The organism is Lewinellaceae bacterium (genome assembly GCA_020636135.1).
GTDB lineage: Bacteria > Bacteroidota > Bacteroidia > Chitinophagales > Saprospiraceae > JAGQXC01.
This window is the reverse complement of the sequence record JACJYK010000001.1, coordinates 1256306-1278701: the sequence shown is the minus strand read 5'-3', so window position 1 is coordinate 1278701 and position 22396 is coordinate 1256306. Positions and strand designations below refer to the sequence as shown.

General features: G+C 47.4%; 18 protein-coding genes. 12 read left to right on the top strand and 6 right to left on the bottom strand.

The genetic code is table 11. The features are described from left to right. The first annotated feature begins 137 nt into the window (after positions 1-137). Positions 138-2234, top strand: a complete 2097-nt coding sequence (locus H6570_04735; protein ID MCB9318567.1) for a hypothetical protein — start codon at positions 138-140, stop codon at positions 2232-2234. An 11-nt stretch (positions 2235-2245) separates the two neighbouring features. Here H6570_04735 and H6570_04730 read toward each other — a convergent pair whose 3' ends face one another. After that, positions 2246-3178 carry a MarR family transcriptional regulator gene (locus H6570_04730; GenBank protein MCB9318566.1) on the bottom strand — a complete coding sequence of 311 codons (933 nt, stop codon included), beginning with the start codon at positions 3176-3178 and terminating at the stop codon, positions 2246-2248. Between the two features lie 171 nt (positions 3179-3349). On the opposite strand from H6570_04730, the gene H6570_04725 reads away from it, so the two are divergent. From H6570_04725 to H6570_04710, 4 genes are all read left to right on the top strand, one after another. Beyond that, positions 3350-3835: a DinB family protein gene (locus tag H6570_04725; protein MCB9318565.1), complete on the top strand. Its 486-nt coding sequence runs from the start codon at positions 3350-3352 to the stop codon at positions 3833-3835. After that, positions 3832-5136: an Nramp family divalent metal transporter gene (locus tag H6570_04720; GenBank protein ID MCB9318564.1), complete on the top strand. Its 1305-nt coding sequence runs from the start codon at positions 3832-3834 to the stop codon at positions 5134-5136. Before H6570_04725 ends, H6570_04720 begins: the two co-directional genes overlap by 4 nt. A gap of 276 nt (positions 5137-5412) precedes the next feature. Next, positions 5413-5868, top strand: a complete 456-nt coding sequence (locus H6570_04715; protein MCB9318563.1) for a pyridoxamine 5'-phosphate oxidase family protein — start codon at positions 5413-5415, stop codon at positions 5866-5868. Between the two features lie 147 nt (positions 5869-6015). After that, a complete protein-coding gene (locus tag H6570_04710; GenBank protein ID MCB9318562.1) occupies positions 6016-7716 on the top strand; it encodes a sodium:solute symporter in 1701 nt (566 codons plus the stop codon). A gap of 28 nt (positions 7717-7744) precedes the next feature. Here the strand turns inward: H6570_04710 and H6570_04705 are convergent, their stop codons facing one another. Further along, a complete protein-coding gene (locus H6570_04705; GenBank protein MCB9318561.1) occupies positions 7745-8476 on the bottom strand; it encodes an RDD family protein in 732 nt (243 codons plus the stop codon). Between the two features lie 29 nt (positions 8477-8505). On the opposite strand from H6570_04705, the gene H6570_04700 reads away from it, so the two are divergent. The 7 genes from H6570_04700 (at position 8506) to H6570_04670 (ending at position 16373) form a co-directional block, all read left to right on the top strand. Continuing rightward, a complete protein-coding gene (locus tag H6570_04700; protein MCB9318560.1) occupies positions 8506-10290 on the top strand; it encodes a stage II sporulation protein M in 1785 nt (594 codons plus the stop codon). After that, complete coding sequence (locus tag H6570_04695; protein MCB9318559.1) at positions 10283-11011, top strand: hypothetical protein; 729 nt, start codon at positions 10283-10285, stop codon at positions 11009-11011. Before H6570_04700 ends, H6570_04695 begins: the two co-directional genes overlap by 8 nt. Beyond that, positions 11004-12299, top strand: a complete 1296-nt coding sequence (locus H6570_04690) for a hypothetical protein (protein ID MCB9318558.1) — start codon at positions 11004-11006, stop codon at positions 12297-12299. The genes H6570_04695 and H6570_04690 overlap by 8 nt, the downstream gene beginning before the upstream one ends. Positions 12300-12305: 6 nt before the next feature. Then, positions 12306-13295 carry a MoxR family ATPase gene (locus H6570_04685; protein MCB9318557.1) on the top strand — a complete coding sequence of 330 codons (990 nt, stop codon included), beginning with the start codon at positions 12306-12308 and terminating at the stop codon, positions 13293-13295. 2 nt (positions 13296-13297) lie between these two features. After that, positions 13298-14641 (top strand): DUF58 domain-containing protein, encoded by a 1344-nt coding sequence (locus H6570_04680; protein MCB9318556.1) that lies wholly within the window; start codon positions 13298-13300, stop codon positions 14639-14641. Between the two features lie 108 nt (positions 14642-14749). Continuing rightward, positions 14750-15094, top strand: coding sequence for a transcription initiation protein (locus H6570_04675; protein ID MCB9318555.1), 345 nt, complete (start codon positions 14750-14752; stop codon positions 15092-15094). A gap of 49 nt (positions 15095-15143) precedes the next feature. Beyond that, positions 15144-16373, top strand: a complete 1230-nt coding sequence (locus tag H6570_04670; protein MCB9318554.1) for a sigma-70 family RNA polymerase sigma factor — start codon at positions 15144-15146, stop codon at positions 16371-16373. A gap of 57 nt (positions 16374-16430) precedes the next feature. Here H6570_04670 and H6570_04665 read toward each other — a convergent pair whose 3' ends face one another. From H6570_04665 to H6570_04650, 4 genes are all read right to left on the bottom strand, one after another. Continuing rightward, the gene (locus H6570_04665) at positions 16431-18860 is read right to left on the bottom strand and encodes a TonB-dependent receptor (protein ID MCB9318553.1); all 2430 of its coding nucleotides are present in this window, start codon (positions 18858-18860) and stop codon (positions 16431-16433) included. A 242-nt stretch (positions 18861-19102) separates the two neighbouring features. After that, a complete protein-coding gene (locus H6570_04660; protein MCB9318552.1) occupies positions 19103-19831 on the bottom strand; it encodes a DUF2807 domain-containing protein in 729 nt (242 codons plus the stop codon). Positions 19832-19861: 30 nt separating this feature from the next. After that, entirely contained in the window at positions 19862-21433 is a 1572-nt protein-coding gene (locus H6570_04655; GenBank protein MCB9318551.1) for a hypothetical protein, read from the bottom strand. Beyond that, positions 21417-22385 carry a FecR domain-containing protein gene (locus tag H6570_04650; GenBank protein MCB9318550.1) on the bottom strand — a complete coding sequence of 323 codons (969 nt, stop codon included), beginning with the start codon at positions 22383-22385 and terminating at the stop codon, positions 21417-21419. Before H6570_04650 ends, H6570_04655 begins: the two co-directional genes overlap by 17 nt. Between the last annotated feature and the right edge of the window lie 11 nt (positions 22386-22396).

Sequence of the window (22396 nt, the reverse complement as noted above, 5' to 3'; positions counted from 1 at the left end):
TTCAAAATTAGAATGTATTCATCAACAGGAACCTTAAATTCATGTTAAGATGAGAGACCTTTTCCAATAATTGGGAGAATAATATGATTTTTTACCTGGCGGCGTATCTTTGACGCCCCAGCTAATTTGGTGAACACTTGGAAAACCTAAGTTTTTTATATCCTCCGGTCTACCTCATTCTATGTGCAGCGGCAGCCCTGATCATTACATTGATCTTATATTACCGGAATAAAATCATTCCGACTTCACACCGGTGGCAACAATATCTACTTGGAATCCTGCGCTTTATTGTCAGTTTCCTGCTCGCAGCCCTGCTGTTGTCTCCATTTTTGAAATATCAAACCTCCACGGTCGAAAAGCCGATCATTGTGTTAGGTACGGATGTATCTCAATCGGTGCCGGCACGTATGAAACCTGAACAGATCGTTGCTTACCAGCGGCAACTGGATCAAATGGCCAATCAGCTCTCCGGGGATTACGATATTCACCGGCTCAGTTTCGGTGACGGTGTCCACGAAGGCTTTCGCGATAGCTTTACAGATCCGGTTACAGATATCACACAGTTTCTGGATTATGTCTACGATCAGTACAATGATCAGAATCTGGGTGCCGTCATTCTTGCCACGGATGGATTGTATAATGAAGGCAAGAATCCGATTTACGGCAGCAAGAATTTGAAGGCCCCGATCTATGGTGTATTACTGGGTGATACGACCATTCAGAAGGATGCCCGTGTTGAAAATGTGTATTACAATGACATCGTTTACCTGGGAGATCGCTTTCAGGTACAGGTCGATGTCCAGGCTGACGCCTGTGATGGGGACCGGTCCAATCTACAGATCTACCGGGTGGAGGGTGATAGCCGGACACGGTCTGACCAGGCAACCATAACCATCAACCGGGACCCTTTCTTCCAATCGCTAAATTTCATCCTGGAAGCAGATAAACCGGGAGTGCAGCATTACCGCATCGCCCTGGCCCCGGTCACCGGAGAGGAAGCGACCTCCAATAATTACAAAGACATTTACGTAGATGTCCTGGATGCCAGGCAAAATGTGTTATTACTGGCCTCCACACCCCATCCGGATCTGGCTGCCATCCGCCAAAGCCTGGAAAAGAATAAAAATTACCAGGTCACCACTAAAATATTTGGCGACCCGGTTGAAATTCAGGACTTTGATCTGGTTGTCTTTGATCAATTGCCGGCTCCGGGAAAGTCCATCAATGCCATGCTCAAAACAATGGATGACCGCAAGATAAATCGCTGGTTTATCCTGGGTGCCGATACGGACATCAATGCCTTCAATCAGATACAAAATGCATTATCCATCAAAACGCAGATCCGGAATACCGATGAAGTGACCGGTGAACTGCAAAACAGCTTTGGATTGTTCACCCTCAGCGACGCACTCAAAGATTTCCTCACGGAAATGCCACCGCTGCAGGCTCCTTTTGGCGAATATGGCCTGCGGGCCGGAACAACAGTGTTAATGAATCAGGTGATCAGCAAAGTGGAGACAAATTATCCGTTGTGGCTCTTCCATCAGGACGGAGAGGTTAAGACCGGGATACTCACTGCTGAAGGAATCTGGAAATGGCGTCTTTACGACTATTTAAACCATCAGGATCACCAGCTGGTGGATGAGTTGATCGACAAAACGGTCCAGTACCTGGCCCTCCAGGAAGACAAACGTCAATTCAGGGTGTACCTGCCTAAAAAGATATTCCGGGAAAATGAAATCGTCCGGATGGATGCAGAATTATACAACCAATCCTATGAACTGGTGAATGATCCCGATGTATTCATTTCTATTTACAATGATAATCGGGAGGAATTTAGATTTACCATGGATCGCCGTGGTCTGCAATATACCTTACAAGCCGGTTATTTTCCGGAAGGCAATTATACCTACCGTGCCAGTACCACCTATAATAATGAGGAACTCACATTCAATGGCAGTTTCAGCATCCAACCCGTACAACTGGAAATGTACAACCTGACCGCCGACCGGTCGGTACTGGAGTCATTGGCTAGTAACCGCAACGGAGAAGTTGTGTTACCAGATGCCATGAGTACCCTCCCCGATCGTATCAAGGCACGTCAGGATGTGAAGCCGGTAGCCTATGCACAATCGGTCACCCAGCCGTTGCTGATGATGAAATGGCTGTTCTTCCTGCTCTTTTTCCTGGCGGCTCTGGAATGGTTCCTACGCCGTTTTTGGGGAGGCTATTGATCCAAATTCTTCTACCATTTAAGGTCATATCGCTGCTCCGTCAAAGGCTTCCCGAATGCAGATGAGGGCCTTTCTTCGGTCAGCTGAAATCCATGTCGCCGGTATAATGCTGCGGAAGCAGGTAATCCATCCACAGTCCACAGATAAGCTCCGGAATATTTTTTGGCACGAAGAAATTCCATAAACAATTCCATCAACCGCTTCCCCAGACCGATCCCGCGATAGTGCTGATCCAACAAAAAATACCGGAGCTGTGCTACTTCACCCCGATCCAGCAAAACCAGAAATCCAACACGCAAGCCCTGATGTTCTGCGATCCAAATCCTGCTTTTCGCAGGGTCATACATTTGATAAAATTCGGCAACACCCCCTGCAACATAAGATTCAAATGAAATCCCGTAGTCGTATTCTTCCTGGTACACCTGGCCATGCATCTGAATCATATAACCCAGATCTCCGGACTGTAATTCGGTGCGAATGATCAGGTCATCCAGCGTAAGTTTTTTATTATCCGTTGCACTGGTTCCAAATACATGTTGCAGGGTTTGCATAGCCTTCATGATCTTCTGTTGTTCTGAATGTGTTTTATCACTTATCAAAGTCCGGATTTGCTGGTTTGCAGCAGTATTGATGTTGCCAAAGGCTTGTTCACCTGCCGGGGTCAGCTGAAGCAGGAAGGACCTTCCATCCGTAACACTCTTCTCTTTATGAAGGAATTTTTTCTTTTCAAAAGCCGAAAGGATCCTGCTGAGCAGCCCCTTGTCCATCTTAAGGCTCTCAACCAAACTGGAAGCGGTGGTAGGTTGCTGTGCATGCAGTTCATACAATACCCGGGCTTCTGGCAATGAAAACGGGCTTTGTATGATGTGACGATCCAACAACCCGATGATCTGCGTATAAAACCGGTTAAATCTCCGGATCTCCTGTATGGTTACGTCTTCCATTTTTTATAGTAAATAAATGTATTTTAGTTGACACAATCAACTAAATGAAATAAAAATCAACCAGTGTTGCTATACTACCGGCACAGTTTCAAGAATTTAAACCGCGTTGATCATCCCTTGCTATCGAAATCCATTATCTTTCTTGCCATACATGGTCCTAATCTGCAATACATGGAATTAAAATCCTATCTCATCCACCGGTATCTCGAAACATATGAGGGAAACCCATGGTATGGGACAGCCATCAGAGACATCATAACCCGGCTGACAGCGGAAGATCTGACCCAATTTTTACCTCACACCGAAAAACAACTGGGACAGATTATCCAGCATATGCTGGCATGGCGCGAATATACCCTGGCTCACCTGAAGGGACAGGATGACTACCGGCTTGACGTAAACAGTCCACAGGATTGGCCATCTCCACGGGAATGGTCGGAAGACCTTGTTCACGGCCTGGTGGAACAAATGGATCAGAATCAGAGAGAGCTCATCCAGGCGATCCATGAATTTCCGCTGAATAAACTTGGCGAAAAAGTCCCTGGCAAAAACTATTCGTTTGCCGAACTGATGGAAGGGGTATATACCCACGACATCTATCATGCCGGACAGCTCCAGCTGGGCTGGCGTATATTACAGCAAAAATCCTCTTCGTGAAAAAGCCATTGAACTGGGGCCATCGTTTTGCCAACATCATCCTCTGGTCGGTCATAGCAGCAGCTTTTATCGGCCCGGGGACCGTGACTACCGCAGGAAAAGCCGGAGCCACTTACGGAGCCAGTCTCATCTGGGCTCTGGTGTTTTCCACGATTGCCACCATCCTCCTCCAAGAAGGGGTGGCCCGCATCTTTATGGCCACCGGAAGACCGCTGGGCACCCTGATCGCTGAACAATATCAAAGAAGGAGCTGGCTACCCGTATTCCTCTTCATTTGCCTCATGACCGGGTGTGCTGCCTATGAAGCTGGCAACATCCTGGGAGCTGTGGCCGGACTTGACCTGATGTCCCGGGTGTCGCGGCCGGTCTGGGTGATCCTGATCGTTATGATCGCATTCATCCTGCTCTGGCAGGGGAACCTGAAGCAAATCACCCGGATCCTGGGCACCATGGTTGCCCTGATGGGTTTTTCATTCCTGCTGGCATCATCCCAGGTAGACCTATCCTGGAGTGCAATTGGAAGCGGTGCCCTGATTCCTCAATTACCGGCAGGCAGTGCCTTATTGGTGGTCGCCCTGATCGGAACTACCATTGTCCCTTACAACTTGTTTCTGGGAAGTCGCCTCGGAACCGGACAAACCCTTAACGAGATGCGGTGGGGGCTTGGAATTGCGGTCACGCTCGGTGGTATCATTTCCATTGCCGTGCTGGTGGTGGGAACCGCCATCGACGGATCGTTCAGTTTTGCCGCTCTGGCCGACCAGCTGGCAGGTACCGGCAGCGGATGGGTCCGCTATTTGTTTGGTATTGGGCTGGCGGGCGCAGGAATCAGCTCGGCCATAACGGCACCCCTGGCTACCGCTATCGCCGGACGCACTCTATTCCCGGATCGTCCTGCCTGGCAACCGGAAGGATTATTTTTTAAGCTGAGCTGGATGTTGGTGCTGGGAGTAGGACTGCTTTTTGGCCTGCTGGATGTAAAACCCATTCCGGTAATTATCCTGGCTCAGGCATTGAATGGCATTCTACTGCCGGTTGTAACGATATTTTTATTTTTTGTGATCAGCAATGCCCGCATAATCCCTCCGAAATACCGCAATAGCCAAATTCATAACCTGCTCTTCGTGATGATCACCCTGGTGACGACATTTCTAGGCATATATCAGATCATCGGAGCAATCGATCAGACCGGTTGGGCGGGTAAATTGGAACCATGGCGTTTTGGGATAGCGAGCGGATTGAGTTTTGCTGCAATAGGGATTATCCTCATGATCTGGCTCCGCAAACAACTTCAACAGTAGTCCATGCAGCTATTCGGGAGGGTAACTGCAATTGGCTTATGCTGCAAACCATTTGGTCAGCATGAAAAAAATCACCACCAGGAATACGAAAAAGGACAACACAATCATGTACCAGCTGGACCAGGATTTGGTGAGCGGCGGCTTTTCATTGAGGGTTTTATCTTCCATTGAACTCATTCGATAAAGCTAAGCTATTCTGCTAAGAAATTGAAATGATGTCATAATTGGAGACTATAGCCACCTACCTAAATATTGAACCAATAAACAGAAATTCCAATGCACAACCTTACGCCGGAAATCCTGAAATACATCGATCAGAGTGTCCTCTGTTGGCTGGCGACGACCAGCCCGGACCTGCAACCCACTGTTTCTCCCAAAGAAATATTCACCCATTACGGTGAGGATAAGATCATCATAGCCAATATCGCCTCGCCGCAGTCGGCGAGGAATATCCGGTTAAACAACAAAGTGTGTGTCAGTTTCATTGACATCCTCGTTCAAAAAGGGTATCAGTTGTATGGCACAGCGCAGGTAATTGACCCCACTTCACCGGATTATCCGGAAAAAGAACAGCGATTGACCGCGATGACCGGTGGAATTTTCCCTTTCACTACGATTTTTCTCATTACCATAAGCAGGGCCAGACCCATTATTGCACCTCGTTACACCCTATTCCCTGCCACGCAGGAAGAAGCCCAAATCGCCAGTGCACGCAAAGCGTATGGATTTTAGAGAACGGGCCTTCATTATATCCAAAAGGCCAATCCATGCCATCCCTTAAAATTTTCTTAATGCCATGACCTGGCCTTTCAGCTCAGCTATTTTCTTCTATCTTTAACCAAATCCACGGGCAGAGAGCATCCGGAACTTGAAACCATAATGGCGCAGCTTCAGCAGTTAGATTGGATCGTATTAATAGGCACCCTGCTTTTCATAGTTATCTATGGCGTGTGGAAATCGCGTGGCCAGCAAAATATCGATTCATATCTGTTAGGAGACAAGCAGGCAAAATGGTGGATGGTCGGTCTTTCTGTTATGGCTACCCAGGCCAGCGCCATTACCTTTCTGAGCACTCCCGGACAAGCATATGCGGACGGTATGCAGTTTGTTCAGTTTTATTTTGGGATGCCCATTGCTATGGTCATCTTATGCATCACATTCATACCGATCTATTACCGTCTTAAGGTCTACACGGCCTATGAATACCTCGAGACCCGGTTTGACATCAAAACCCGTCTCATAGCAGCCTTTTTATTCCTGATCCAACGTGGTTTGGGCGCCGGCATCACCATCTATGCCCCGGCGATTATCCTGACCACCATCATGGGATGGAGTTTGCGCTGGACCACCATGATCATCGGATCACTGGTCATCCTCTATACCGTCTCCGGTGGTTCAAAAGCCGTCAACCAAACGCAGAAATTGCAGATGGTAGTGATCATGGGCGGCATGTTCGTGGTCTTTATGGTACTGTTTAATTACATCCCGGAAGGATGGTCGTTGACCGAGGCCTTGCATCTGGCCGGGGCTAACAACAAAATGAATATCATTGACACCTCCTTTGATCTGAATAACCGGTACACGTTATTTTCCGGGATACTGGGCAGTGTTTTCTTGTTCCTGGCTTATTTCGGCACGGACCAGAGCCAGGTCCAGCGCTACCTCACTGGAAGCAGTATTACTGAAAGCCGTATGGGATTGCTTTTCAATGGATTGCTGAAAATACCCATGCAGTTTTTCATCCTTCTGGTAGGGATTATGGTTTTCATTTTTTACCAGTTTCACCGGGCGCCCATCTTCTTCAATGAAAATGTTGTGGATCATGTATACGAAACCGATATGGCGGGCCAGCTCCGGCAAATAGAAGCCGAATACGATGCACTGGTATCCGACCGAACTCAGGTACAATCAATTTTCAAAGAAGCGCTGGAACAAAATGATGCCGGATTAAAAGCTTCATCCAGCAAGCAACTGCAATCATTTTATGCTCAGGAAAATGATCTCAGAGAGCAGACAAAAAGCCTGATCAAAGCCGTGGATTCTTCCATTGAAACCAATGACCGGGACTACGTCTTCCTGCATTTTTTCCTGCATCATCTGCCCAAAGGATTGGTGGGCTTATTATTAGCCGTCATCTTTTCAGCCGCCATGTCCTCATCCTCCGCCGAGTTAAATTCGCTATCATCAACAACTACGGTGGACATGTATAAAAGGCTGATCCGGCCACAAGCATCGGATAAACACTACCTGTACATGTCCAAAGCATTTACCTTCTTCTGGGGAATGGTGGCGGTAGGTTTTGCTTTTTTCGCCTCACTGGCGGAAAATCTGATCCAGTTTGTCAACATTGTCGGATCACTTTTTTATGGTACGATCCTGGGTATCTTCATGGCAGCTTTTTATGTGAAACGCATTACTGCATGGCCCGTGTTCGTAGGCGCCATTTTATCCGAAATAACCATCCTGATCTTATTTTTCAAGTCGGACATCTCGTTCCTTTGGTTGAACCCTATTGGATGTCTGCTTGTCATTGGGTTCTCCCTGATCCTGCAACCCTTCTTTAGCCGGGTTTCGGCTTAAATTTTTTCCGATTGTTTTCGACCATCTGTCACGACCGGGTAACAACGATGTAATCGGATAAAACCTGACGTAGTAATTCCACCTTTTGAGGAATGGTGGCGGGCATTTCGGTCATTTCCATATGCCGGTGAACAGCACTATACAGGGTGTCGATCAGCGATTGATAGGCCGCATTAGGATATTTTTGCCAGCGGTCCAGTACTTGCTTGAGTACCAGCATCTGCTCTTCGCTGAATACGGATACCTGCTGGTACACGGGCGTGTAATTCTCCATCGTACGCATATCCAGAATTTGTTTCAGGGAAATGTTATAATCCGGCTGAATGGTGATGCAGGTGGTTCCGGCGACCAGGTCTCCGATGCGCTGGTGCGGAAGGGTAATCTTTGCCACGATGTAGGCCAGGATCCCTAGCGTAAAATACAGCTCAATAAACCCGAAGAACCAGCGAATAAGATAGTCCAGGCCCCGCGCATCCTTCCCATCAAGCTTTACGATCTTGATCTTTATCCATCGCTTTCCGTAGGTCTGTCCGGAATTGGTCCATTCGGCAATCAGCGGATACAGAAGCCCCAGCACAATTCCCACGATAGTACCTGCCTCATCACCAAATCGGAAAACGTTGAAAAAGAAAACCATGAGCAGGAACAATGAGATGCTGATGATCAGGTCAATAATGAATGCATAGACACGCTCACCAGTAGAAGCCTGATCGTATTGGATGATCACGTTTTGCGTGGTCGTAATATCAATTTTTTGCATATCTTCCCTGATGCGAAAGAAGCCCATGTATGCGGGAGTCCTCCTTCATTGAGCAAAATAAACAAAAATGGAAAACCTATGAGGCGCTGATAAGCCGTGAGGTCCAGGATCCGGAGTCCCTTCATCAGGCGTTCGTAGAAATTACCGATGATCTGTCTTATGCCCGCACTTTTTATCCTAACCGTTCCGTCCGGTATTACCTGAATAGCATTGCTCAACGCTTATTTTACCAATTATCACGTACCAGGCGATTTTCACTACAGGATCTGATCCATTTCTGGACGCTCCAATTGCCTTCTCTTGCTTATGAATATCGAAGAGAGCTAAGGTTGTCTTTGATCGTTTTCACCTTTGCATTTATCGTCGGGGTATTTTCAGCGTACCAGGACCCTGCTTTCGTGCAGACCATATTAGGGTCAGAATACGTCCAGATGACCGAAGAAAACATCGCAAAGGGTGACCCAATGGCCGTCTACAAATCGATGAATGAGACAGACATGTTCCTGGGGATTACCTTAAACAACATTCTGGTATCGATCCGGACATTTTTGATGGGACTATTTTTTGCATTCGGAAGCCTGGTCATCCTCTTTTATAATGGCGTCATGGTAGGCAGCTTCCAGTACTTCTTTATTGAGCATAGCCTTTTCCGTGAATCGGCATTAACGATTTGGATGCATGGTACCATTGAGATCTCCTGCATCATTATAGCTGGCGGGGCCGGGTTGATTATGGGCAAACATCTTCTGTTTCCGAGTACGTATACACGTTTTCAGTCCTTTAAACTGGGTGGAGTCAGAGGACTTCAGGTTCTTATGGGTATCCTCCCTCTGATTACGATGGCTGCATTTATTGAAGGCTTTTTTACACGGTACACGGATACTCCAGACCTGATAAGGTTAATTTTTATCGGGTTGTGTCTGGCCTTTGTACTCTGGTATTTCGTCTGGTATCCTATGCAATTAAAACATAAAGGACAGCTCGCAACCCTTAGTGCGGAAATCACTCCCTTATATAATCCAGCCATCGAATTACATCAGATAAAATCTACGGACCGGCTTATCGGTGACGCGCTCCTTGCTACCCGGCAAACAATAGGCCAATACCTCAGATCCCAATGGCCGGCCTGGATAACGGTAGGCCTGGCAATTGGTGTCATGCATCATCTCAATCTCGTGAGCACGTATGAAGAGCCACTGTTCGAACTGCTGGGTGTAATTGCAGCTCCTGATATACAAAGTGGATGGTACGTTAGTATCACGTGTGGCATTCTTTGGTGGTTAAACCTGACCATTCCCCTCCTACCCTCCTTTAAATCCACACATCACCGGAATGGTGTGTTATGGCTGGCCACTGGATTATATATATTATTCTGGATCGGATTTTCATTTACAGCAAGGTGGTTGGGATTGCTGATGCTCTTTCTGATGGCGGGATATTATTATTTTATGCTGGTTGTTTGGTCCGAAGAACCAGGAACATGGATGCAGACTATGATCCGAACTAAAAATTTACTGCATGGCAATTTAAACCGATTCATGACGGTCCTGGCCCCATTATTATTGATGGAGTTAATGGTATTGTACCTGAGCTATTTCACCATTGCGAAAGGAATACAGATGATGATCTCCTGGAACATTGGGATGAACGAAGCATTCAGCAAAGGACTATTGGCTGTGTACATCTCCTTCCTCTCCAGTGTATTCCTTGCCATCCATTATCAGGTTTGCCGGATGATGTACTGGTCGTTTCGTGAATTGAATGAAGCCACCGGGATCAAAGAAGATGTCAACAAATTTTTTGTGAATGACTAGGCGACTGATGGCGATTACCTGGGTCTTGTTAAGCGTGGCAAGCACCATCGTATCGGGGCAGAACCCTGTCTCACTCGATACGACGGAATGGAAAGCGAAAATCCGACAGCTTCCATCTTATGAAGATCCGGCATCAAGGTGGGAGAAAAACCGAAATGTTCGCGGAGGGCAAGGAACTCAGAAAACAGCAACAGAAACTGAAACCGTCACCAAACGACAACCGGAAAAGCACGGAATAATACCAAATTGGGTCAATAAAATCATCCGTATATTATTGATTGCCGTGGGAGCAATATTCCTTTTTCTATTATTCCGAAACATCCGGATCCGGAGGATTATCCAATCCCCTGTGAGACCCGATGAATCTGTATTGCCGGAAACAACCCTTACAGCATTTACGGAACCATGGTTTTTGGACCGGATTGCCGAGGCCAGAAAGCAACAGGATCTGATCCAGGTCATCCGGTATCAGTTTTTATATGCTTTATGGTTATTGCACAAAAACAATCTGGTCGATTGGCGCAAAGGTAAAACCAATGCTGCGTATCGCAGCGAATTGCAACCCCATCCTCCCCTGCAGTCGCATTTTATTCCTATTGCCCAATTTTATGAACTGATATGGTACGGAGGATATCGTGCATCCGAGTCCATTCTGCAAGCCGAGATCAACAAAAGCGATGCCTTCTTGCAAATAATTCAATCTCTGGCAACGCATGCGTAAATCCAGAGTTGCCATAGCATTGACCGGCATCATAATACTGGCTTTAATAGCCTGGTATATTTTGTTCAGGCCCGTACAAGTTGTGCACTGGGGCAGAAGCTATTCCATCCACCAGAAAAACCCTTATGATCTTTGGTTAACGCATGAATTGTTGGGCCGGATGCTGGGTGGTGATTCCGTAATAACCATTTATCATGACCTGGAAAGCACACTGGATACGATATCGGATCCCGGAAACGCTACCTATGTCTGTATTGGTCAGAAAGCTTATTACCAACCAAACGATTTCAGAGAGCTAGCACAATTTGTAGACCGTGGTGGCACCGCATTCATGTCGTTTGAGAATTGGTTTGAATTGTCCAACCTGATCCTGGATGAAGAGCAAGAATGGATCGTGGAGTCCGATTTTTCATTTGGCCAGGATACATCCTGGTTTCTGAGTATCCCATCGATGGATTCAATACAGTTATGGGACACACTTTCCTTTGTAACAAAAAACATTGACACAACGGAGCTGGTACGCCCCGTATTTTATCTGGCTGACTCGCAACAGATCTTCCCGGACACGCTCATCCGGGAAATCCTGGTAGCGGATGATCCTGAAGCGCTTTGCATAGCCATACCAATGGGCGAAGGCCGGTTTATCCTGCATGCAGCCCCTTTGTGTTTCACCAATTATTTTATGCGGGAAGAAGCAGGCAAGCGCCATCTCGAGTATCTGGCCTCGGCCATGCCACAGGGCCCTGTGTTCTGGGACGAGCATAGTAAATTACCATTTACAAACCCTCCTCCGAGGCCCAGTTCTTACCTGGATTACATCCTGAAACACCCTGCTTTGCGATGGGCCTGGTATCTGATCCTGGCAGGAGCCTTATTGTATGTACTTTCCCAGATCCGACGCCGGCAACGTGCGATACCTGTTCTCAAACAAATCGAAAACACCTCCATCCATTATGCCGAGACGCTGGGTGACTTGTATTTTTCCACCGGAGATCATTTGCCCTGGCTGAAAATGCGTTCAGAACTGTTCTGGCAAGGCTTGCGAAACATGCTGAATATTCAGATTTCGACCCAATCATCCGGTTTCACCAAAGAAGTGGCCTCTAAATCCGGCATTCCAATTTCGGAGATCGAAGCAATAAAGGAAAAATATACTTCACTGGTCCGCCGTCCGGCCATCCCTTCCCGGGAGGTAATTGCTTACGAAGAAAAACTGCAACGAATTCTGGCCCAAATCAACCATAATGAAACAAAAGTTACATCTGCAAATTCAAAATTTAAAGCTTGATCTGTCATGACTGAAGAAAATACAGACTATTTGTATGCCCCGGACGCAGACCTGTTATGGCTGCAGGAACAACATCGTCGATTAAAAGAAGAAATTCACTCCATCATCGTTGGCCAGGAAGACATGATCGACTTATTGATGATCGCACTCCTTGTCAATGGCCATATCCTGCTGGAAGGCGTTCCAGGAATAGGCAAAACCCTCACGGCCAGATTGTTTGCCAAAGCCATAAAGGCGCCGTTTAAGCGTATCCAGTTCACTCCTGATCTGATGCCTGCAGATATCATCGGTACGATGGTCTTCAATACCAGGAACGTCGAATTTGAATTTAAGCCCGGACCACTATTTTCCAACCTGGTACTGATCGATGAAGTGAATCGCGCCCCGGCAAAGACACAGGCAGCCTTGTTTGAAGTTATGCAGGAGCGGCAGGTGACAGTAGATGGTACCAGCTATCCCATGCAATTCCCATACCTGGTTCTGGCTACCCAGAACCCCATCGAACAAGAAGGCACGTACAAGTTACCCGAGGCTCAGCTGGATCGCTTTCATTTTCGCATTGAAATGGATTATCCATCACTGGAGGAAGAAAAAGCAATACTTCGCCGGTTTAATAATCCCGGAAACACCTTGTTGCTTGAAAGGATAGAACCCGTTTTTGATGGTGAAAACCTGAAACGGGCCCAATCCATCGTGGCCGGTATTCATATCAAGGACGATCTGCTGGATTACATTGCAGAAATTATCCATCGCACCCGGGCCACTGCGGACCTCTTCCTCGGTGCCTCACCCCGCGCATCCCTTGCCATCATGCATTCTGCGAAAGCGAAAGCTGCATTGCATGGCCGCCGGTATGTACTTCCGGAAGACATCAAGGAACTGGCATATCCTGTACTGAACCATCGCATCATTCTTTCGGCAGATAAAGAAATTCAAGGCATCAAACCGAACGATATTATCCGTCAGCTTATCGAAACGATACCGGTACCGCGTTAACGATGAATAGCTTTGCTTACATAGGACGAAATGCTTATTTGACTCCGCAGTTTTTCCTGATATGGGGAAGCCTGGTCATTTATTTCATCCTCTCTTATTTTATCACACCCTTGTTTGCTTTGGGTCCTTACCTCCTGTCAGTAATAGGCATCCTTACCCTACTGGATCTTTATTGGTTATTCCGAACCAGCGAACCGGTGAGCAGTACGCGGTCTATGAGTGAACTGTTGTCATTAGGGTACAGCGAATCCGTTACTATCACCGTACAAAACCATACCGACCTCCTTCTAAAAATCCAGATTTTGGATGAGGTTCCGTTTGAATTCCAGATTCGGGATCTACATTATTCTACTTCTCTGGAACCCAATGGAAACTGTAACTGGACCTATCATTTAATCCCGAAGGATCGTGGAACTTATGAGTTTGGTCAAACGATACTACTTTTAGAATCACCTCTGGGCCTGATATCGCGCCGGATGGTTACCGGACAATCCTCTCGTATCCCTGTCTACCCTTCCGTAAAATTGGTCAGGGAGATGCAAGCCATACTGGCTACTCCCCTGGCTGCGCATTACGGCATCAAGCAGGTTCGCCGGATTGGACAAAGCCAGGAGTTCGACCACATCCGGCATTATGTGACCGGTGATGACTTCCAGCGCATCAACTGGAAAGCCAGCAGCCGGGGTCAGGACCTACAGGTCAATCATTATGAAGATGAAAGGGCCCAACCAATCTACCTCCTGCTTGACCGTAGCCGCTCCATGCAATTACCATTCGATGGACTTACCCTCCTCGATCATTCGATCAATGCCGGTCTGGTATTGGCGAATACAGCTCTTGCAAAGTATGACCAGATCGGGTTGTTATCTTTCGCCGAAAAAACCGATGTTTTTCTACAGGCAAATGCTTCTTCCCGGCAAAAGCATCTCCTACTGGAACAACTTTTCGACCTGCAGCCATCGTCGGGTGAGTCGGATTATGAAATGCTTTATTCCACCATTCGCCGATCGCTGAAAGTGCGCTCCCTCCTTTTTTTATTCGTGAATTTTGAAAGCTTGCCTGCATTTGAAAGGGTTTTACCCATCCTCCGACTTATCAACAAGCGACATTTGCTTGTTCCCGTTTTTTTTGAGAACACAGAACTTGAACGTTATATACAGGACGTGCCCAAAGACCTTCGTATGATCTATCACCACACCCTGGCTGAGAAGATCCTCGCTGAAAAAAAACAGATGATCTACCAGATGGGTCTACATGGCATTCAGTCACTTTACACCAAACCGGAAGAGCTGACCATCAACCTGATCAACCGGTATCTGGAAATGAAAGCGCGTACCTGGCGATAATTAAATTTTTTTCACAGGATTTGTCCAAATCCGAACTGCCCGATTGTCATCAGGATGAAATAAATTAGATCATCGTCTGCATTTACTGACAGACACAAAACGAACAGTATGAATGAATATTCGTTGATTATGCGCCATGAGGACGGGTCCAGGATCGCCTCACCCGAACAAATGCAAATCTGGATGAAACAAACCATGGATTGGATCGGAGGTATTGCCGCCCAGAATAAATTTGTCGGTAGCCAGGGACTGATTTTTGATGACGCCAGGGTAGTCCACTTCAATGATGTGGTGACCAATGGCCCATTTGGTGACATTAAAGAAACCATCGGTGGCCTGATCATTGTCCGGGCAGAATCCATTGATGAAGCCGTTGCATTTGCCAAAGGTTGTCCTGTCCTGCAGGGTGATGGCAATACCGTAGAGGTCAGAAAGATTGCGACACACAGATGAGTTATGCACGACCGGTATCCGGTCTGACCACCGGATACCGGTTACCGTTATGAATTCTGAAGCATTAATACCACATCTCTTCCGGACTGAGTTCGGAAAGATCACAGCAGTGCTGACAAGATATGTCGGATTTGAGCATTTAGAGGATGCAGAGGATATTGCCAGCGCTACTTTTGCCAAAGCCCTCGAATCCTGGACCTATGGTCAAATCCCTGGAAATCCACGGGCCTGGCTGTATGCAGTGGCGAAAAACAATGCCCTGAACTGGATCAGACGACACCAGAATTTTAAGACAAAGGAAGCAGACTTCATTTCACTGCATGCCAGCGAAACCGACTATATAGATCTTTCTGAAGGGTACATCCGCGATAGCCAGCTCAGCATGCTTTTTGCCATTTGCCGCTCTTCCATCCATCCCCGGGATCAAATAGGACTGGCACTTCGCGTTCTGTGTGGATTTGGCATTGATGAGCTTGCCAATGCACTGCTTACCAGTAAAGAAACGATCCACAAAAGACTCTACCGGGCAAAACAGAAACTTCGTCTCGAAGGCGTTTCGCTGGAAACACCCTCGGCCAGGCAGGTAAACGACCACCTGCCGACGGTCCTCACCATGCTCTATCTGTTGTTCAATGAAGGCTATTACTCAGAGAGCCATGACTCGATTATCCGGGAAGACCTGGCAGGAGAAGCAATCCGGTTGACAGATTTGCTACTCCAGACTCCGGTCACCCAAATTCCGGAAGTCTATGCGCTGATGGCATTGATGTGCTTTCATGCCTCCAGGTTCCCGGCGCGAAGAGATCAATTCGGTCACCCCATTCTTTACCAGGACCAGGATCCGGCATTGTGGGATCAACCCATGATAATCCGGGGGACTTATTTATTCCATCAGGCAGCCCAGGGAAACCATCTATCCCGCTATCATCTTGAGGCAGGTATAGCTTATTGGCACACACAGAAAGAAGATACTCCGGCAAAGTGGGCTAATATCCTGGACCTCTACAACCATTTGCTGGTCCTGGAATATTCGCCAATAGCTGCACTCAACCGCACCTATGCGCTGTCCAAAGTCAAAGGCAATGAGGTAGCCAGAAAAGAAGCCTTAAAATTAAAGCTGGAAAACAACCCGTATTATCACTCCCTGCTATCCACGTTATTTCTGCCGGATCTTCCTGACCTGGCCATTGCCCATCTCCGGAAAGCAATTGAGCTCGTTAAGACCAGTACCGAACGCGATCTCCTGGAAAGTAAATTGTTGACTTTACAAAGCACCTAAAACAAAAGGCATCCCCGGTTAAAAGGATGCCTTATGCAGATGAAGAACAGATTACAATTAATTTTCGCCCCCTATCCGGTTCTGCTCGTCTTCAAGGCCGGTGCGGCGATTTCTTGATTTGACCTGGTTATTTCCCAACTGGTAGGTAAAGTTCACCTTCAGCCGGCGGCTGTCCCAGCCACCATTGATGTTCATATACAAAGCACCAAACTGGCTTACTCCATGCCATTTGTTCGTCTTGAGCACGTCGCTGACACTGACCTTCAGGTTAGCGCGGTTATTCAGCAATTTCTTCTGAATGCCAATATCCAATGATCCCATACCGCCCATGCGGAAAGTTCCTCCCCACAAGGACGGGGAATTATACCAGCCGGAGATCTCCAGCCGGAAGTCGTGTGGCAAGGTAAATGTCTCCTGAGCATACATATTGAAAGTGGTCGCAGCAAGGTCTACGGACTTGCCATTGCCATAATCTGCGATATTCCGGGTGTAATAACCGCTCAGGTTGCTGAACGAACTCCACCACTTGGTGATCTGGAAAGGAACACTGAAGGTCAGGCTGACATTATGTTGCTCTGCCAGGTTAAGCCAGGTAATGAAGCTGGCAGCCACCCCGGCGGTATCCGTAATGCGAGTGATCAGATCCGTCGTATGGCTGTATGAAAGCGAGGTGTTGAAGCGGTATTTGTAGGTGTGCGTAAGCTGAATGTTATGCGCATACTGCGGATTCAGGAAAGGGTTTCCTTTTTCATAGGTCAACTCATCCAGGTAACCCAGGAAAGGATTCAGGTCCTGATAATTAGGCCTTTGGATCCTGCGACTGTAGGTCAGCTGGAGGCTGTTGATATCGTTGACCTGATAGGTCAATCCACCGGATGGAAACAGGTCCATGTAGTGCCTTTTTACATTCTGATTATCTACGGGAAGGAAAGCTTTGAGGTCACCTTCTGAATTGGTTTGCTCTATACGCAATCCAGCCTGAACATTCCACTTCTTCCATTGCCTTGAATAATTGGCATATCCAGCGTTTACATTCTCAGAATAGAAAAAGGAATTGCTGCGGTTGGGATCTATAGCCTCTTCGCCCCCATATACGTTAAAGACATTGAAGGTGTTGTCGGTTTCTACCAGGGCAAATTTAACTCCTGCTCCAAGTTGCCCTCCCCACAGTGCTTTCTCATAATCCATCTTTAATGTATAGATGTCGATAATGGTCGGTGTCACATTCCGGTACGTACGCTGATTCAGTAGTGAACCGGATTCATCCCCAGCATAATAATAGTTGGGCTGCAGTTCGGTGCCATCGTTATCATAACGTCCATAGTCTGCATCCACATTGAAGACTGTACCAGATCCGCTGTCAAAGCGGTAATTCACGTTGAAATTATAATTTGAACGGCTTCCTGTGTTGTTGCTGGTGGCCAATAAGAAGCTGTCAATCGTCGAACTACCTATTCTGGAGATAGCCATCCGGGAATCTGAATTGAATTTGTAATTTGAAACATTGCCATTCACCAGAAAGCCCAGGGTATTCTTCTTATTCAGGAAATAGTCACCACCCAGGCGGAAGCTGTTGTTGTTGCTTGAACCCTGATGGCTGGACTTCTGATCAAATACACCACCAACCTGTTCACGGTACAGGTTCATATAATTGTAATGCTGGCCTTCGTTGTAGCCGTAACTGCCGTAGAGATTGTATTCCTTCTGCCGCAGGTTGGCACTTATTTTACCGTTGTAATTGGCAAATTGTCCGATGGAGTACCCCAGGTCTACGGTAGCATTGGCACCCATATTCTTATCCCGCTTGAGTTTTATGTTGATGATCCCGGCATTTCCTTCCGCCTCGTATTTGGAGGACGGGTTGGTAATGATTTCGATGGCTTCAATTTCCGATGACTGCATGGTCTTCAGCATGGCTGCCAGGTCATCGGAACTCAAAGGTGAGGGTTTACCATCGATGTAAACCTTTACACCCGATTTACCCTGCAGAAGGATGTTATCATTGTTATCTACTACGACGCCAGGAGATTTCCTCAACAATTCCATGGCATCATTCCCCTGCGCATTAATACTGCCTTCGATGTTAAACACCATTTTATCCGGCTTCACTTCAATCAATGGCTTGGTTGCCTTGACCACCACCTCGGTCAACTCATTGGCAGATTCAGACAGTTGAACCGGCGGCAGGCTGATCTCCTGGCCTTCGGACACGGAGAATGGGGTTGAGTTGTAGGTATCAAAACCAATAAAGCTTACCTGCAGGAAATATTCTCCGGCATCAATGCCCGGGATGCTGAATCCACCATCTTCATTGGAGACTTCCCCTTTCACCAGTTGGCTATCCTGTACGGCTAAAAGGAGCACATTGGCAAAGGGAACACCTGCTCCCTGCGGGTCCAGTATTTTACCATTGATAGCTCCTTCCTTACCAGCGAAGAGGAATGTAGATAGCATTAGCAATACGAAAGTCAGGTTAAATGATTTCATTTAAGTCAGTTTAGTTCAGTTGAATGATGGGTCAAAACTATTCCGAATTCCGACCCGGGTCCATTATTATCGACCAATACCAGGTGTTAAGTGCTGAAGCCAGCAATTCCTGCTACGGAACAGGGATAGGACGTCTGAGACTGCCCAAAGGTTTCAGTTTTCAATAATTATCCTGGATGAAGCATAAAAAAAGAGGTACTGTGCGTGTACCTCTTTAAATTAGGATGAGAACAAGAATGTATTCAATTGGCATTAATAACCCGGCCGGAGCCACTGGTGCGCACGTCTAATAGCGGGTTCCCTTTGTAAAAGACATCGCCCGATCCGCTGATGCGTACATCAAGCTGATCACTGACACGAACTTCTGCATCGCCCGATCCGGAGATGTCCATGGAGGTGTTTTTTGATTCGAGATTGAATGCTTGGTATTTACCGCTTCCACTAATCCGGTAATCCACATTTTCTCCATTTCCTTCCAGAATCAGGGAGCCGCTGCCGGAGATCTGTCCATCCAGACTTAATACATTGATGGCCATATCCACTTTCCCGGAACCACTGATGTCAATATCAATCCCGCTTCCGGAGATGGTATTCGTGGATACCAATGATCCTGAACTACTTACTTTTACCGCTTCCAGTCTGGGTAATGTAATCCGAATAACTACTTCTTTAATGTTGCGGGAACAATGGTCGAGGCGAATGTTCCATTCCCTGTTGCGAATATCGGTGTTCAGGTTATCGACCACCGATTCATAACCTTCAACGACAACGCTTTGATGATCTCCCTGTTCGACGATTACCTCGGCGTCGATACTCAACTGGATGCGATCAAAGTCTTCCAGGTTAAAGCTCTGCTCGATGTAATCCCCTTCCGCCGTGATACAACCAAAGATATCACGGTTCCCAAAGTCAAAAAAGCACGAAGTGAAAGCAACACTTGTCAAAAAGAAAACTCCAATATGTGTTTTCATAGTCTGTTATTTTAATAAGGTTTAGATGAATTATTTCAAGCCGTACCGAATACCGGCAGACCAGCCGGTCCAGTGGTACACCCGCCAATTGCTGTGATCAAGTTCCCTCGTTCTACCAGTCCAGGGCCTGAACTCGACCGATCCATCCGGCAAGACATCCCTGTCCGGATGGCCGAAAATTTGCCAGGATGGTCCCCCGAAAATGGCCAGCTTTCTGGTCACCGCAATTTCAAGATCAAGCTTGGCAGAGTATAAGACACCATTTCTGTCAAGTTGGTTACCAGCGATGATCCACTGGGCCAAACCTTCCAGGTTGATTCCTCCCCAATCTCTGAGTGCTAAATAGGATCCCAGCCCATAACCCAGAGCCCAGAACGGATGATCTCCGGTTTTTTGCCAGCCCACGTTCAGTAAATTGTGCAGTGCCCTGGATCCCAGACTTCCTGTGATCTCCACCGGGAAAGCAGCTGAGGCAGCCAGTGAAATACGGTTGTGTCCGTGTTTGACAAAATTCAACAGGCCAATGGAAGCACCAGTCAGGGAATCCGCAATGTTTACAAGCCCTACCTGGCTTCCATAAACCGTATCTGCCCGGTTCCCCAATGCGGACAACTGCCATCCTTTTACATTTCCCGCACTGTTAAACAATCCGCTCACCTGTGTCCGTGAGCTACCCTTAGCCTTATTAAAGATGCCGGCAAACTGAAAGTCATTGGTTGCTCCGTAAGCCAGGTTGGCACCACCCGCACACTGCACTCCCACCACATCACCATGAGCCACGTTAAACATCCCAGCAATTTGTAACCCTTCCATGGACCCGGTTATATTGGCCAAAGAAGCGAATTGTGCACCCCAGGTCCTGCCATGGTTCACATTGACACCGCCGGAAATCTGAAATCCCTCCATGGACTCGCCAACCTGATTGATAAATCCGGCTAATTGCAACCCGGTCATATCCCAGGTCACCTCATTGATCAATCCACCTACTTCCACCCCTTCCACCAGTCCGGTCTGTCCCCACAGCATGTTAAAAGACAAATGGTAAGCTTTCAGCTGGGGCATCACTCCACCGCTGGATATCCCTGGCAGAAAGGTGATCTGATATTTTTCGGGTTGAAGAGGTGGCAACTTCATCGAGCCGGGCGCATGGATGACTTCCGGTACTACCGACGGAAGGTATGCGGGTATCTTCCGCTGATCCAATAATGATACCTGGTAGGCTTCCCGCACCGGATAGATCGCTTCCGTTGTGTTAACAGATAATTCAGGTATTGACTGCTCTACCACAAAGTCCGGATCTGCACTCAGGACAAATAAATTATCGATTCGCTGACTACGAATTCCGTACCGGGACCAGAAGTTAATCAAGTCCGTCTCCGTAGGCTGTTCCTGAAAACGCCAATCAACGGTCCGCGCTAACGGCAACCGGTCGGGGCTGTAGGCGAACTGCATGCCGTATAAACTTTCCAGCCGGCGTATGGCCTCCTCAATGGTTAATCCCTGAACCCGGACTATGGTTGTCCTTTCGATGACCAGTTCCTGACCGAAGCATGCCGAGGCGGTCAAAATCAATCCGATGATCCATTTAACAGCCGGGCCCATCAAGATAGATTTTACCTGACTGGTAGGTGATGTCCACCTGCAGGATCAGCTTAAGAATCTCGAGCATCTCCTCTTGTGTCTTGTGATCCAATGTAGCGGAAACACGGCAATGCCTTAAAGCAGGATTGGCCAATTCCAGATCAATGCCATACATCCTTTCCAAACCTGGAATGATGTCTTCGAGTTTTTGCTGATCAATTTTCCAAACCCGGGTAGCCCACGCCAAATCACCTTCATCGGTCATCTCACTGGTGGACCAGCTTCCCTGTTGTTCATCCCAGACTGTCGATTCCATCGCGGTCAGGATTACGGTATTCGCAGTGGTTTCTCTTCTTACAGCTACGCGGCCATGCAGTACCTCAACCTGAATGGGTGATGACTCAAAGGCCCTGACCGAAAATGCTGTGCCCAGGACCCGCACGCTGGATGTACCCGCCTGCACTGTAAATGGATGCAGACTATCCCGCTGAACCGTAAAAAATGCCTCCCCTGCAATGGTCACATCACGGACTTTAAAATTCTCTTGCCAGGTTATGTTACTGAATGGCGCCAGCACAACCTGACTGCCATCCGGAAGCACCACATCCAGCTGTACACTATCTGCCCGGATCGTGCTGACCAGGGCCGGTGTTTCAGGGGACGTAGGCCACAAAGCTTTAAGCACGAGTAAAATCGGTATTATCATCGCTGCAATTTTCCACCAATGCCGTGACATAAAGTGCCGTATTGGTCGCTTACCTGGTTGCTCCCTGATTAAATGTTTGTCCAATGCTTTGCGGACGTCTACTTCCGGAGGAATTTTTTCTTCTCCCTGCAGCAATGTCAAGACGGAATAAAATGCATCGGCCAGCGCCGGATCATCTTCCATTGCCTGCATCAACTGCTTCCATTCTGACTCCGATAACTGGCCCTGATGGAATTTCTTCGTCCAGTTGTATATGTCCTGATTCATAGCTTTCATAG

Excerpts from the sequence above, each read along its gene's own strand:
- H6570_04660 (MCB9318552.1), bottom strand. The coding sequence starts at position 19,831 with ATGAAAACACATATTGGAGTTTTCTTTTTGACAAGTGTTGCTTTCACT.
- H6570_04680 (MCB9318556.1), top strand. The coding sequence starts at position 13,298 with ATGAATAGCTTTGCTTACATAGGACGAAATGCTTATTTGACTCCGCAG.
- H6570_04650 (MCB9318550.1), bottom strand. The coding sequence starts at position 22,385 with ATGAATCAGGACATATACAACTGGACGAAGAAATTCCATCAGGGCCAG.
- H6570_04700 (MCB9318560.1), top strand. The coding sequence starts at position 8,506 with ATGCGGGAGTCCTCCTTCATTGAGCAAAATAAACAAAAATGGAAAACC.
- H6570_04670 (MCB9318554.1), top strand. The coding sequence starts at position 15,144 with ATGAATTCTGAAGCATTAATACCACATCTCTTCCGGACTGAGTTCGGA.
- H6570_04690 (MCB9318558.1), top strand. The coding sequence starts at position 11,004 with ATGCGTAAATCCAGAGTTGCCATAGCATTGACCGGCATCATAATACTG.
- H6570_04675 (MCB9318555.1), top strand. The coding sequence starts at position 14,750 with ATGAATGAATATTCGTTGATTATGCGCCATGAGGACGGGTCCAGGATC.
- H6570_04655 (MCB9318551.1), bottom strand. The coding sequence starts at position 21,433 with ATGGGCCCGGCTGTTAAATGGATCATCGGATTGATTTTGACCGCCTCG.
- H6570_04695 (MCB9318559.1), top strand. The coding sequence starts at position 10,283 with ATGACTAGGCGACTGATGGCGATTACCTGGGTCTTGTTAAGCGTGGCA.
- H6570_04725 (MCB9318565.1), top strand. The coding sequence starts at position 3,350 with ATGGAATTAAAATCCTATCTCATCCACCGGTATCTCGAAACATATGAG.
- H6570_04730 (MCB9318566.1), bottom strand. The coding sequence starts at position 3,178 with ATGGAAGACGTAACCATACAGGAGATCCGGAGATTTAACCGGTTTTAT.
- H6570_04665 (MCB9318553.1), bottom strand. The coding sequence starts at position 18,860 with ATGAAATCATTTAACCTGACTTTCGTATTGCTAATGCTATCTACATTC.
- H6570_04715 (MCB9318563.1), top strand. The coding sequence starts at position 5,413 with ATGCACAACCTTACGCCGGAAATCCTGAAATACATCGATCAGAGTGTC.
- H6570_04685 (MCB9318557.1), top strand. The coding sequence starts at position 12,306 with ATGACTGAAGAAAATACAGACTATTTGTATGCCCCGGACGCAGACCTG.
- H6570_04705 (MCB9318561.1), bottom strand. The coding sequence starts at position 8,476 with ATGCAAAAAATTGATATTACGACCACGCAAAACGTGATCATCCAATAC.
- H6570_04710 (MCB9318562.1), top strand. The coding sequence starts at position 6,016 with ATGGCGCAGCTTCAGCAGTTAGATTGGATCGTATTAATAGGCACCCTG.